Source organism: Rothia koreensis, from assembly GCF_004136575.1.
Classification (GTDB): domain Bacteria; phylum Actinomycetota; class Actinomycetes; order Actinomycetales; family Micrococcaceae; genus Rothia; species Rothia koreensis.
Map to the genome: position 1 here is coordinate 13285 of NZ_NOIQ01000017.1, position 12938 is coordinate 26222.

12 protein-coding genes and 1 pseudogene are annotated in these 12938 nt (G+C 58.4%); 7 read left to right on the top strand and 6 right to left on the bottom strand.

Annotation, left to right across the window (positions count from 1 at the left end):
* Positions 1–36 precede the first annotated feature (36 nt).
* Positions 37–2397, bottom strand: a complete 2361-nt coding sequence (locus EWU68_RS10440; protein WP_129316072.1) for an FAD-dependent oxidoreductase — start codon at positions 2395–2397, stop codon at positions 37–39.
* 170 nt (positions 2398–2567) lie between these two features.
* Here EWU68_RS10440 and EWU68_RS10445 point away from each other — a divergent pair, with 170 nt between their 5' ends.
* The gene (locus EWU68_RS10445) at positions 2568–3626 is read left to right on the top strand and encodes a LacI family DNA-binding transcriptional regulator (RefSeq protein ID WP_162421512.1); all 1059 of its coding nucleotides are present in this window, start codon (positions 2568–2570) and stop codon (positions 3624–3626) included.
* A gap of 304 nt (positions 3627–3930) precedes the next feature.
* Here EWU68_RS10445 and EWU68_RS10450 read toward each other — a convergent pair whose 3' ends face one another.
* Complete coding sequence (locus tag EWU68_RS10450) at positions 3931–4344, bottom strand: hypothetical protein (RefSeq protein WP_129316074.1); 414 nt, start codon at positions 4342–4344, stop codon at positions 3931–3933.
* 353 nt (positions 4345–4697) lie between these two features.
* Here EWU68_RS10450 and EWU68_RS10455 point away from each other — a divergent pair, with 353 nt between their 5' ends.
* The 3 genes from EWU68_RS10455 (at position 4698) to EWU68_RS10465 (ending at position 7359) form a co-directional block, all read left to right on the top strand.
* Complete coding sequence (locus EWU68_RS10455; RefSeq protein ID WP_238692430.1) at positions 4698–5261, top strand: DUF4396 domain-containing protein; 564 nt, start codon at positions 4698–4700, stop codon at positions 5259–5261.
* 78 nt (positions 5262–5339) lie between these two features.
* Positions 5340–5909 (top strand): YdhK family protein, encoded by a 570-nt coding sequence (locus tag EWU68_RS10460; protein WP_156265582.1) that lies wholly within the window; start codon positions 5340–5342, stop codon positions 5907–5909.
* A gap of 535 nt (positions 5910–6444) precedes the next feature.
* The gene (locus tag EWU68_RS10465; protein WP_129316076.1) at positions 6445–7359 is read left to right on the top strand and encodes a tyrosine-type recombinase/integrase; all 915 of its coding nucleotides are present in this window, start codon (positions 6445–6447) and stop codon (positions 7357–7359) included.
* A 220-nt stretch (positions 7360–7579) separates the two neighbouring features.
* On the opposite strand, the gene EWU68_RS10470 is transcribed toward EWU68_RS10465, so the two are convergent.
* Both EWU68_RS10470 and EWU68_RS10475 read right to left on the bottom strand, forming a co-directional pair.
* Positions 7580–7981 (bottom strand): GlcG/HbpS family heme-binding protein, encoded by a 402-nt coding sequence (locus tag EWU68_RS10470; protein WP_129316077.1) that lies wholly within the window; start codon positions 7979–7981, stop codon positions 7580–7582.
* A 29-nt stretch (positions 7982–8010) separates the two neighbouring features.
* Entirely contained in the window at positions 8011–8787 is a 777-nt protein-coding gene (locus EWU68_RS10475; RefSeq protein WP_129316078.1) for an SDR family oxidoreductase, read from the bottom strand.
* Between the two features lie 101 nt (positions 8788–8888).
* On the opposite strand from EWU68_RS10475, the gene EWU68_RS10480 reads away from it, so the two are divergent.
* Complete coding sequence (locus EWU68_RS10480) at positions 8889–9446, top strand: TetR/AcrR family transcriptional regulator (protein WP_129316079.1); 558 nt, start codon at positions 8889–8891, stop codon at positions 9444–9446.
* 652 nt (positions 9447–10098) lie between these two features.
* Positions 10099–11223: a phosphotriesterase family protein gene (locus tag EWU68_RS10485; RefSeq protein ID WP_129316080.1), complete on the top strand. Its 1125-nt coding sequence runs from the start codon at positions 10099–10101 to the stop codon at positions 11221–11223.
* Between the two features lie 23 nt (positions 11224–11246).
* Here the strand turns inward: EWU68_RS10485 and EWU68_RS10490 are convergent.
* Positions 11247–11375: pseudogene (locus tag EWU68_RS10490) on the bottom strand (IS5/IS1182 family transposase); the annotation flags it as partial.
* Between the two features lie 250 nt (positions 11376–11625).
* Between EWU68_RS10490 and EWU68_RS10495 the strand changes: the two are divergent.
* Positions 11626–12111: a hypothetical protein gene (locus EWU68_RS10495; RefSeq protein WP_129316082.1), complete on the top strand. Its 486-nt coding sequence runs from the start codon at positions 11626–11628 to the stop codon at positions 12109–12111.
* Here the strand turns inward: EWU68_RS10495 and EWU68_RS10500 are convergent.
* Positions 12076–12519 carry an RNA polymerase sigma factor gene (locus EWU68_RS10500; protein ID WP_129316083.1) on the bottom strand — a complete coding sequence of 148 codons (444 nt, stop codon included), beginning with the start codon at positions 12517–12519 and terminating at the stop codon, positions 12076–12078. The two genes, EWU68_RS10495 and EWU68_RS10500, sit on opposite strands and share 36 nt — an antisense overlap.
* Positions 12520–12938 lie beyond the last annotated feature (419 nt).

Sequence of the window (12938 nt, forward strand, 5' to 3'; positions counted from 1 at the left end):
GTTCTCCGACGCAGTGCGGCGTTACGGTAAGCATGCTTACGTACTCTGCGGATTGAAGGACGGTTGCTTGCATGGAGTATCGGTATAACAGCGGATCTCATAGATCGAGGCCGATGGATCTCCGTTGGTCGCTGTCACGACCGTGCGCAGAGCCGTGGCCCGGACAGGCTTTTCGAGGGTGTGTACATTCCTGGTTGTGTAGTTACCAGTGACCGAGAAAATGGTCTTCCACTCTCCTGAGACCTCCAGGACTTGAAGGGAATAGTCCCGTGGGGTCTGTGGATCACGATACTGTGGAGGGTAGGCGTGGTATTCGCGCAGTAGATGCCCCGCGAAGGTGAGCTGCACCTGGGAAATCGTTTCTGGTTGCTCCCAGGACAGAGTCAGCGACTGCGGCAGCGGCTTGACCGGATCGGAGCGCCAGGCGTTGGTGAAGCGGTGAGGACGCGTCACACCGTTAATAACGTTATCGGCCGGGTAGCACCTTTGCGGAGGGTCGACCATGAAGCTGAGGGTGGTTCCGCCGCCGAAACGGCGGTATCGTCCGGGGGATGCCTCATAGGTCGCAATGTTTCCTGGCTGGACAGTCCCGGCTATATGCCATTCCACTGCCGGGTTTGCCTCGAGGGAGACGCGGATATAGCCGTGGCGTGGCAGAGCGGAGGCGTCTATTTGCTGACCCAGGTTCCAGGGGACCCAGGTTGGTTCCAGCGAGTCGACCGCGAGCGTCGTCGTTGCGAGGGGTTCGCCGGCCTCGACACGGTAATCCCAGATATCTTCGACTGTGTGGAGCTGTGCTCGTACCTGCTGGTTCTCATCGCTGAGTTTGCTGAGGCATAGTTGGATACTTTCGAGATCCCGCTGGTCCCCGAGAGCAATCCATTGCGCCGTGCGGTGTTCCAGGCGGCCGGTGCTTGGGAAGACCGGGTGATCGGTCCACTGGCCGAGGTTGTTAAGCCAGTCGGCGCTGCTGGGGCCAACACCTTGCAAGGCCTCTTCTGAGCTTGCAGAAGGAGTTGCTTGGAGGGCGAGGTCCTTAGGATCCTCATTCTTCTTATTTGGCAGGAAGACGCCATCCCTGAGGAGCTCTTGCTGGAGTTCGACGATCCGCTCCTCGACAATCTCGTTCACGGACGAACCTGTGGCATGGGCTAGGGCCGCTGCTGTCCCGGTGGCCTGTCCCATCAGGGCACAGGTGCTCATGACCCGGATCGAGCCCATAGCAGCATGTGTGGCACTGACGTTGCGCCCGGCCATCAAAAGATTAGGGACTTGGCCGGCGATCAGGATGCTGAGAGGAATGCCAAAGGGGCCGATGTTGGTACTGGCACCGTACTGTGAAGTCGGGTCGAGTTCTCTAGCATTGAGTGGCTCGCTAGTGTCCGCCAAGAGCCCACCGAGGGTGTGGAGATCCACGTACCAACCACCAAAGGCCACCTCGTCGTCGAAAGCCTTACGCTCGAGGAACTCGTTTTCGTTGACGAGGCTCCTGCCATGCAGCCGCCGGCTCTCTCTTTTACCAGGGACCTGCCCCACCCAGTCGAGGGCCAGGGTTTTGGCCTTCTCCCTCCACGTCTCGTCTCGGTTCTTGATGTAGTCCCAGATGCCGAGGACATGGCGTGTGAGTTCGTGACGAATGGTTTCGTTATCGTGAATTGTGTCGAACGGCGGGCCGAGCTCGATCCACCAGTATCCGCTCTCGAGAGTCTTGGGCACCCGGCCGCCCTCATAGAAGAACCTCGGGTCCTCGTATTTCACTGCCCAATCGGGGGCATGGAACTCGATTTCTTGCCCAGTATCCACGGTCTTGAAGTGCAGAGAACTTCCCATGACGTCTGGCGATGCTTCTTCAGGGGCATGGGGTTCTCCAAAGGCCTCGTGGGACTCTGTGCCGCTGGTCCAGCCGTTTCCGGCAAGTGCTGCCACGGTACCGTCACCCGTGGAGTCGATGAAGATTTCCGCAGTTAGGCGGTAGTTCTTCTCAGCATTGCCGACTCGCGCGTCGACCGAGGAAATTGCGTTGTCAGCATCAACTGCCACGTCTTCCACGGTCGTGTTGAGCATGAGATCCAAGCCTGTTGTTCGTACGGCCATGTCGTAAAGAGTGAGATCCCAGACGCTGTTGGTCCAACCGTTCTCCGTGATCCTCTCGTGGTTGGTTGCCCGCTCTTCAATGAGTGCTTCGGATACGATGCCCGTCTCCCGAGCGTATCCATGAAAAGCGGCCGCCCCGTGGGGAGTCACACGGACCTCGGAGGAGGAGTTCCCGCCCAGAACTGGTCTGTCTTGGATGAGGCAGGTTGCAGCGCCATGTCGGGCTGAAGCGATTGCGGCGCTTACGCCTGCAAGCCCGCCTCCGACAACGACAACGTCGTAGGTCTTTTCTTCATAGTTCACAAGTCTCATCCGTTCTTCGGTGATTTCATAGGGGCTTGGCATCTCAATTGAAGCGCTTCAAGTCGAGGGAATGTGCGCTACACTACATAGAGGCGTCTCGTACGTCAAGGCCTCCGAGAGTCGGCGCGTTATAGGGTTACCGTGTCCTCTTGGCTGTATGAAGGATGTTCATGGCGACACATAGCTCACGCTCTCGGATCCCCCACCCGACCCTCAAAGACGTCGCGGCCCTCGCAGGAGTTTCATCGGGCCTAGCCTCAATGGCGTTGCGTGGCGTGAACGGCCCCAGTGAGAATACCCGCCGGATGGTCCTCGCTGCGGCTGAGGAGTTGCAGTACCGTGGTAACGCAACGGCAAGCCTTCTGGCCCGGGAACATCCCCGCCTCCTGGGGGTGACCTGTTTTCTTGACCGTGATCTCGACGCGGATATCGTGGACCACCTCTACGTAGAGGCAGAGCGCCTCGGGTACGAGCTGGTGATCGGTGCGACTACACCGTCCCACTCTCTGCAGGCATCGCTTGAGATGCTCGCGGCGAACAGTTGTGAAGCCATCATTGCCGTAGGCCCGCAGAACCCTGAAGAGTGTCTTTCAAAGATCTCCTCACGCATCCCCGTACTGGCCATCGGCGCTATTCCCGAAAATCGGCAAGGGGTCAGCTCTGTTCATATTGATGACCGCCTCGCCATGAAATTGGCCGTCGACCACCTAGTCAAGCTTGGGCACACAGATATTTGCCACGTGACTGGTGGGTCGGGATACAGCAGCAGCGAACGGAAAACAGGCTACGAGATCGCCATGCGTGGTGCAGGACTTGATAAAGAAATCCGCATCATCGAAGGTGGGCAGACAGAAGAGGCTGGCGTCGAAGCGGCCCAAGTGTTCCTCTTAGGGAGTGCCCCGACAGCAGTTATCGCCTATAACGATGCGTGCGCTATTGGGGCCATGACAGAAGCCCGGAAGCTAGGATATTCCGTGCCAGACGATCTTTCAGTCGTCGGTTGTGACGATAGTCGAGCCTCTAGGATCGCTTATATCGACCTCACTACAGTTTCTCAGGATCGTGAGGATCTAGCTTGTCAGGCACTGCGCAGAACCTTGACTCTGATCAAGGATCCGAACTCAACGAGGACCGAGTACAAGTCGGCTCCACAGCTGATTCACCGTTCCACAACCGGGCCGCAGCATAATCGAGGGAAGCAGCCCAACTCATGCGCCAGCAGGGAATGATACTGAAAGACCTCGGACAGATCCGCAAGTATCCCACCAAAGCGACGGGCAACTGGTCGCTAGCTGAACAGGCTGCGAAACGCCTCGAATCCTCAAAACGCATCGCACAAGAACCTTATGAGGGCCCTCGGTGGCTGACACTTGCCGATGGCGCATGATTGGCCGAACTGGTCCTTCCGATCAGTGGCATCCGTGTCTTCCAACAGGTACCATAGGGAATGCGAAGGGCAGTAGCCCTGAGAAGTAAGCCAGGCAGTCATCCGGACGGTTCGACGAGCCTGGATCCCGTATTTAACGGGAAGTGTCAGACGACTTTTCTGACCCGGCCGTCCACGAGTGGTGCCGCTTGCTGGATCCAATGGCCGCGTCTCTGGTAGCACCAAGCCACAGCATCTGCAATCCACAGTAGTGGTTCCTCCGAGGCTCTGGGGAAATCGTAGCTAGGGCCATGGGGGTATCCGGCGAACGTATTCCCCAAGACCTTCTTGTCGGCCACAAGGGTGGAGGCGTCTTGCTCTAGGTATAGCCAGTTGACCCCAGATTCTGCGAGGTCCTTTGCTAGCACAGCCAGACACAGCGGCCTAGCTTCTTTGTCTTTGCAGCCGTTCGCTATGTATACCGAACCCTCGACATCAAGGTCGGAGAAGCTCTTGAGTAACTGTTTGCGTCGTGAGTCCTTCTCATCGGTGAAGTGGAGACGTTTCTGTCCTGGCAGCATGAGTCCTCGCACGAACTTGCGAGCCTCGGTCACATTGTCCGGAGCCACGGCACTGGCGACGATGTAGTACTCGTTGCTCCTGGACTCATTAACAAAGACATGGGAACGAGGGGTGTAGTTAGGTACTTGAGGATTCTATCGACGTGGCGGAGGAGCTGTTTAGTGTCTATCGGTGTCGTGATGCCCGTATGAGGATCCCTCACTGGGACACCTGACGAAGACTCCGGATCAGGTCGCGTCTGTCAGTTTCAGAAGGCGACTGCACTTCGACACCAGTCGTGGCGCGGGTTGTGCAGCCAGCTTCTGAAACTGACACCTTCGTATACCCCCAGAGGGTATAGTATGGTGTGATTATGCACGCCGATTTGGAGCATCGAAACCATGATTCAGGGCATGACATGTCCTCGATGGCTGCCAGTGCTACCCTTCATTGCCTGACTGGTTGTTCCATCGGTGAGCTCGCAGGACTGATTTGGGCCACTGCCGCCGGGTGGGGCAACACAGCGAGCACAATCATGGCGATCGTCTTGTCATTCGTGTTCGGCTACACGCTCTCGGCAACGCCATTGCTGCGGGCCCGAGTACCTGCCCGGACTGCGTTCAAGCTGGTACTTGCCGCCGATACGGTCTCTATCGCCACAATGGAGATTGTGGACAATCTTGTCATGTGGGTTGTGCCCGGAGCGATGAACGCCGGGCTGGTCGACACGTTGTTCTGGGCTTCGATGACGTTGTCCTTGATCATCGCCTATGCCGCAGCTTTCCCGGTCAACAAGGTCTTGCTGGCTCGCGGCAAGGGCCATGCCATCACCCATCACGCCACCGGGGGCGGGCCGATGGATAACAGACCGCTGGCTTATGCCATCTCAGCTTTTCTACTAGGCGGGCTGATCGCCTCTCTCGGAGCCTGGATCTAGACAAGACTTCGGACCCCAGAACTTTCGCCGATACAGCAGGGAAGTTCCCTGCACATCCAGATAAGAAAGGACGCAATCATGCGCCATTCCGTCACCGTTGTCGGCTCTCTGGCAGTCCTCGTCCTGGCATCAGCCACGGCATGTTCTTCTGCAAACACAGACGACTCTTCCTCCGCTTCACCCTCTGCCTCTGCCAGTTCCAGCGGGAATATGGACGGTATGCATGACATGGACGGCGGACCTGCTCCTGCTGGTCTTGCCTCAGCGGAAAATCCGCGTTTTCCGGTGGGTAGTCATGTCATTCTCACCGCGGATCACATGTCTGGGATGAAAGACGCTGAAGCAGAGATCACCGGGGCCTTTGCGACTAACACGTACGCGGTGGACTACCAGCCCACTGACGGCGGGTCGATGGTCAAAGACCATAAGTGGGTCGTACAGCAAGAACTCCAGGATGCTGGATCAGAACGCTTGCCCGACGGGACTCCAGTCACGATTGAAGCCGATCACATGAAGGGCATGGCCGGTGCGAAAGGCAATATCGCCTCGTCCACGGATCAGACGGTTTATATGGTCACCTACACCAGCGACGGGATGACCATGACTAACCATAAATGGGTCGTTGAAGATGAGCTCAAAGCTGAGTAGCTCAGCGGAAGTCGTTATGATGGTACTTTCTCGCCCCAAAGCTAATCTTCCATGGGCGCATTCGTAAACAGGGTCATGACCCCCCGGACCGGGGCCCTCTTTCGGGCCGCCTGGACATTATTCCCTGACGGTCAGTATCATGGAAGTACGACGAACCGGTTCCCGGTGCGTTGTCTGCCGGAGGCCTCGATAGGGCCTCTGAGCTTTTTAAGGCACCCATTTTCGCGCCGAATACAGTGGCCCCAGCTCTCGCATGATTGTTCGAGCTGCTCGTTTAGCCCTCGGGTTTTCCTTTGGGCCTGGTTCGGCGACACGTCGATACATGTAGACCGCTAGGTCAACCGCTTGGATTCCTCACTCAGTAGCAGAGTCGAACCATTCGATGGGTTGTTCGATCCGCTCTAGCTTCTGGAGTCAACCTGGCTCAACTCGGGCCTCCCGGGTGATGATGGTATCCGAACCTCTGGTCTATAACATAATAGATATTATGTTATAAATTGGGGTCTTCGGAACGCCCCTGTTGAGGAGGCCAGCGATGAGTGCGATCAGCTCCAGAAACCTGCCCCTGGCGAACGCAACCCGCCACGGCACCTTGCTGGGTGCCTGGCTGGCCTCCTACGCCTCAGCAAATACGCAGGCGTCGTATCGGCGGGACGTGATAGTTTTTTGCACCTTCCTGGATGAGACCGGTCTGGATCTACTGACGGCGACCCGAGCCCATATCGATGTCTTCGCTCGGATCCGAACAGCTGCCGGCGATGCGGACACCACCTTGGCTCGGCGGATCGCAGCCATCTCGGCGCTGTATAAATACGCCCTGACCGTCGATGCCCTCGAAAAAAATCCGGCCGAATTCGTTCGCCGTCCGTCCATCGACCAGGACCAGACCACCACCACCGCCTTGTCCCGGCGCGAAGCCATGCGATTACTGGAAACCGCCGAGACCGACTCGGTCCGGGCCTACGCGCTAGTTGATCTCCTACTGACCACCGGAGTGCGGGTCAGCGAAGCCCTGTCTACCAGGGTTTCCGGACTCGGAGCAGACCGGCTGGTGATCCGCCGTAAAGGCGGCAAAAAAGCCCTGGTGTATTTGCCTGAACACACGGTGGCCGCCCTGCGGGTACTGACTGGGACCACCGGCACCGAACTCGCCCGTGGAACCGAACCCGAGCGGGTGATCTTTACCACCAGCACCGGCCGCCCCTGGGCACGGGCAAATGTCCACACCACTCTGGCACGCCTGGCCCGAACCGCCGGGATCACCAAACCCATCAGCTCCCACGTGCTACGCCACACCCACGCGACGCTGGCTCTTGAGCTAGGAGTACCTTTGCATCACTTGCAGGACTCATTGGGCCATGCGGACCCACGCACGACCCGTCGTTACGACCATTCGAGGAAACGACTGGCCAACTCCAGCGCCCACCAGGTCGGAGAACTCTTCGCCTAAAGCCAATGGCGCCATCAGCACCCTGCCGTGTAGGCGGAGTTCGGCTGTGAAACCACATAAGGTAGTGCTTAATCGACCGAAGGCGCCATCGTCCGCCGGAAATTTGCCGCTACTCACGGAATTCGTGACCGGAGCAACCAGCACGAGTACTCAGCAGACGGCTTTGCCCGCGGGATGTGAACCTATCGCGGAGTCCACGAGAGCAACATAAATCCATATATCAACTCACAGCCGTGCGGGCTATCTCGGCGTCCTGTTCTGGTGTCCCGCCAGAGACACCGAGTGCACCAAGCAGGGTCCCCTCCGCGTCGGTGATGGGCACGCCTCCTCCCATGAGGAGTAAGCCCCCGTTGATGTGATCGAAGTGGGTGAGGGGCTCACCTAACTGCACGGGCGCGTTCAGGGCTTCGCTCGGCATCTCGAACATCACCGAGGTCCGTGCTTTCGCTGTAGCAAGATCATTGGAAGCAAGCCATGCTCCGTCCATGCGCTCAAAAGAGACGAGATTTGCGCCAGCATCGAGAACTGCGAATACTGCGCTCAGTCCAAGTTCGTGGGCCTTGCGTTTCCCTGCTTCGACAACTTGGGTGGCTGATTCGAGGGGGATCGTAGGTTGTGACATAGTTGCTGCTCCTTCGTGCTCGCTAGTGGTTAGGCCTTCTGGGTCCACTCGGTTTCCTGCCACTGCTTGGCAGCGGCGACAGTTTCCTGCGGGCGCATGGTCCGATAGTCGGGGTCCTCGGACACGATCGTTTCGACCATCGCATCAATCATTTCCTGCGGGTCGGCTTGATCAGCCAGTGATGGCCCAAAATCTGGCATGGGGATCTGCGCGGTCTCGGCGTCATACCACTGCACGTAGCTTTCAGCGCCGGTGTCATTGAACCCGGTGTTGAACACGCCAGGGTTCACAGTGGCTACCTTGATTCCGAAGGGTTCGAGTTCGGCCTTCATTGATCCAGCAAGGGCTTCGATAGCGTGTTTGGTGGCGCAGTACGCCCCGAGGAACGGAACGACGAGGATACCGCCCATTGAAGAAGTCCACACGATTCTTCCCTGCCGACGCTGAATCATCTTGGGGGCGATGGCTTGTACCAGATCGAGATGGCCGAACACGTTGATATCGAAGGACTCGCGAACTCGCTGGAGGGGGATATCGACGACAGCTCCGCCTTCCATGACACCAGCATTGAGGACGAGTGTGTCGACGTCGAAACTCGCGGCGTGTGAGATATCGATGTCGTCGCGCAGATTGAGTTTGATCACGGTCAAATCAACCTCAGCAGCGCGTGCATCTTCGCGCAGGCTTCGTACTTGTGGCCAGGTTTCAGCCGCGGCGATGACCTCTTGACCCTGACGGGCTAGTTCAAGTGCCGTTCCACGTCCGAATCCGCTACTGGCACCGGTTATGAGTGTTTTCTGCGGCATGACAACTCCTAAAGGTAACTATCTGGATACTTATTCATGTCATCGTCACACCTATGAAGACCCTTGTCAATAACTAGTTGGTTACAGCTAGGATGGGGCTTATGCCTCCTAACGCCGCCGATACCAAGCGCAGGATCTTGGATGCCGCTCGGCACGAGTTTGCTGAGCACGGCCTAGCGGGTGCTCGTGTGGACCGGATCGCCGAAGCAGGCAATATCAACAAGCGGTCGATCTACATGCACTTCGGGCCCAAGGATGTACTGTTCGATACCGTGGTGGCACTTTCACTGTCCGAGATGGCAGAAGCTGTCCCGTTTACTGTCGACGATCTCCCTGGGTACGCAGGATCGCTGTTCGACTACCTAATTGAGCATCCAGAGGTTCTGCGGCTGACTTCCTGGGCTGGGTTGGAACGCCCAGATGCTTCCGCTGATGAGGTCGCTGCGTACGAACCGAAGATAGAAGCCCTCTCGGAGAGGTTCGGTGGCGTGGCAGTCGATGTTCTCGCATTGCTATTGGGGCAAGTCACGGCATGGCAATATGCCTCTCCGGCGCTCAAGGTCCATTCCCCGGAGGATCCCTGGTCACCTGAACGGTTGAAGCGGCATAGGTCGATGCTTGTTGCCTCAGTTGCCAGCCTCGTCACCATTGCAGAATAGAGTCGTAGCCGCAGAATATTAGGTCAGAATATCGGGCTCTTATCCTACTGATCGGGTCGTCCGGCGAGGCTAATAGGTTTCGTCTGCAGACCGTAGCGGTTCTGTCCCCTTATCCCGGTGAGCACAGGCAACCGCCGTTCTCCAGAACCTACTCAAACAGGTGTATGCAACCTGCTGATGTCTGATTCTGGAGAATGGCAGCGATCAAAGAGCAATATGTTCCCTGCGGTGAGGAAGCTCGGTAGCAACTACAGCGATGGGTTTCCCGTACCTTTTTGAGTCGCGAGCAAAGGCGCTAGACCTTAGCGATCGCCGGCGCATCGACGGCTTAAGTGCCCGCAACGCCCTCAGCCGAGAAACGCGTGTCGACTGGATAAGAGGGGAAGCCGATCCAATGCTCTGGTCCCCCGATATCCTGCTTGGAGCCGTGGGAGATGTACACGCCCACCACGCAGCGCTCTGCCTCGCAGCGACACTGCTCTGGGCTACGGAGCAGCGAGACAATACGTCATGAGAGAGTCGACTCATGACGTAGGAGTCGGACGGGGCCAAGGCAGCTCAAAAGCACGGGGCGAAACTGCTCGAAAGGAAACTCGTTCGGTTTCGCACACCCACGTGCACTTACCGCGCGCTACCAACGTGGAGAACATAGATGACAACCCACTCTTCCGCCACCTTCTCAGAGCCCATCGCCGGGCAGGTGAACACGGTGCTCGGCCCAGTCGCGCCCGAAGCCCTCGGCGTGACGCTCATGCACGAGCACCTGGTACTCCGCACCTGGATTGATCTCCATGACCGTGAACGATGGCGTCGAGGCGGGCTCGGCACGCCGCCTTCGACGCCCGACGAGCTGGCGACGTGGCACGCTCCGGTCACAGCGGAGACGCTGGAGACACTACGCGCCCCGGCCTCGGCCCTGCGGACCATGGACGCTAATTCCCTATCCCCCGAAGATGTTCTGCCCGAGCTGCGGGCGTTCGCCTCCGCGAGCGGCGGCACCGTCGTCGATTTTCCGCCGATCGAGCCACGCCGGGACCCGCGAGCGGTGGCTTTGCTCGCACGCGCTACGGGGCTAAATATCATAGTCGGAACCTCGTACTACACCGAGGCGTGGCATCCTCCCGAGATTGACGAATGCTCCGCAGCAACGCTGCATCGAAGGATGCTCGACGACATCCAAGTGGGGATGGATGGCACCGATATTCGGGCAGGGATCGTCGGTGAGACGCCAGCTGACCGGCTCTTCACCAACGGGTCCGAGAATGCGAACGCCCGCATACTTCGCGCTGCGGCCCGAACTAGTGCCGTTTCCGGTGCGGCCCTCTCGCTGCATACCGACACTTTCGGACGACGAGCCCCAGGCGAGCTGCACCAGGCATTGGATCTCATTGCAGAAGAACAACCGGACTTGACGAGGGTTATCGTTGGTCACGTAACCGCCGTCGACGACAACTGGCAAATCCTGCGGAGCACAGCCACGAGCTTCTTGGAGCGAGGGGTGACTCTCGAGTTCGACCTGATCGGGAAGCGCGAATGGCCGTTAGAGACCACGATGTCCGCAGTCGCGGCACTGGTGCAGGACGGTTTTGGCGATCAGCTACTCCTCTCACACGACCTCTTCACCAAGTTCGACCTCCAAGAATGGGGCGGGGCCGGCCTGCTCGGGGTACACGAAATCGCAGTGCCAGCCCTCCGACAACGCGGCGTAGATCAGCGAAACATCACCCAAATCCTGGTCGATACTCCCCGCAGGCTGCTCACTTTGATAGAGCCATAAGCAAGCCCGGCCGCTACGTCATGTCAGGTGATTCGGGCTGACATGACCACGGCAGCACGGTGGGTGATGGCGAACTTGTCGTAGCGGGTGGCCAAAACTCGCCATTGTATGGCGAGGGCGAAGCAGCGTTCAACGACGTTGCGGCCGTTGTAGGTCACCGTGTTCCAGTTGCCGAACCGCTCAGGCGAGTCTCGCCACGGCGCTTCGGTCCGGAACCGTCACGCCACCGCTTCCCCCACGATCCGGCGATCGACCGGCGGGCGTCCTCTCGTCTTCGCTGGCGGGAACAGCGGACCGATCACGGGCCAGATCTCATCGGAGATCACCTCACGCGACACACCTCAGAAATAGCTCCCAGAATCTCTCCTGTGACGCCCTCATACGTGCCGCTAGAGTCGAGGCATGAGCGATGAACAGAAGCGCTTCTGGTCGAAGGTCGCCAAAGGCCCGGATCCAGCCGATTGTTGGATATGGACCGGGGCCATCGGAGATGACGGCTACGGGAGATTCTGGACCACCCCGGAGGTCGGGCGGCAGAAGATGATTCGCGCTCACCGCTACGCGCTCGGGCTGGTTCATGGTGGCCTGGATGCTATCGCCGACCGTGAGGCTTGCCATGTCTGTGATAACCCGATCTGTGTCCGGGTCGAACCGGGCGGAGGTTCGCATGTTTATCTCGGGACGAGGGAGTCGAACATGATCGATCGGGCTTCGCGGGGGCGGCATAATCTCCAGTTCGCCGCAGCGTTCTTCCGCCACCAGACACCTGCCGATCGGGGCCGCCGCTCCCGGGCACTACGTGACCTGATCCGAGACCAGGGCTATGACCATCAAGCGATCAAAACGATGATGTTAGGACTGGCCAGAGGTCAAGGCACCCTCTTCTGAACCACTGGTGCTCGTGGTGTGCTGGTCGTTGTTCTGACCCGGTCGTTCTGTGTCGCCCTTGTCATCATCAGCGTTGCGTTCACCGGCCAGCAGGAACGAACGCACCTCTTGCGGTGAGAGCTGCAGACGTTCACCAATTTCTTTGTTCGTCAGGCCTTCGTCTTTCATGGACAGCACAAGTTGACCTGCGCGTGCGGTGACCGGATCCAGAGAAGCGAGCTCACCCTGGAGCCTGTCGATCTTGTCCTTAAGAGCCTGGCGTTTCTTCTCAAAGTCGAAGGTCTCCAAGAAGAACGCTTCGGCCTTATCCAGTAGCCGCCGTTCCTTCTTGATGGAGGCTTCCGCGGCGGCTTTGGCTCGTTCGCGTGCAGCTGTCTTCGTCGCTGACTTCCGTTTCGTCCCAGCCATGTGGAACCTCCCATATCCCTAGCGCTCACCACTGAAAAACAAGGACCCGCCGGGGTACGGCTGCAAAAGGTTTCATCATGCCCCGGCGGGGTGGTTTCGATTTTACACAGTCGGCACGCTGTGCACATGAGATCAGCCTGCCAGATTCTTCTTCGTCCCTCAGTCGAGCAGGCTGATCTCATGTGCACAGCTCACGAATGCTGGATAGTTCCCGCACACAAGCTCTCCCCCGTTCCTCCTCCGATCATGTGCACGGCACCTGCCCACAATCGTGGCCTCTTGTGCAAAATCGCGGCCAGCATAGAACTGCCCGGACCCCAACAGATCGTCAAAAGTCTCCCTCATACTTCGGTCGCTTTTTCCTCCAGATTGTCGTCACACCTTTTGCACTCAGTGACTCAGGGTGCGACATCGCCTCG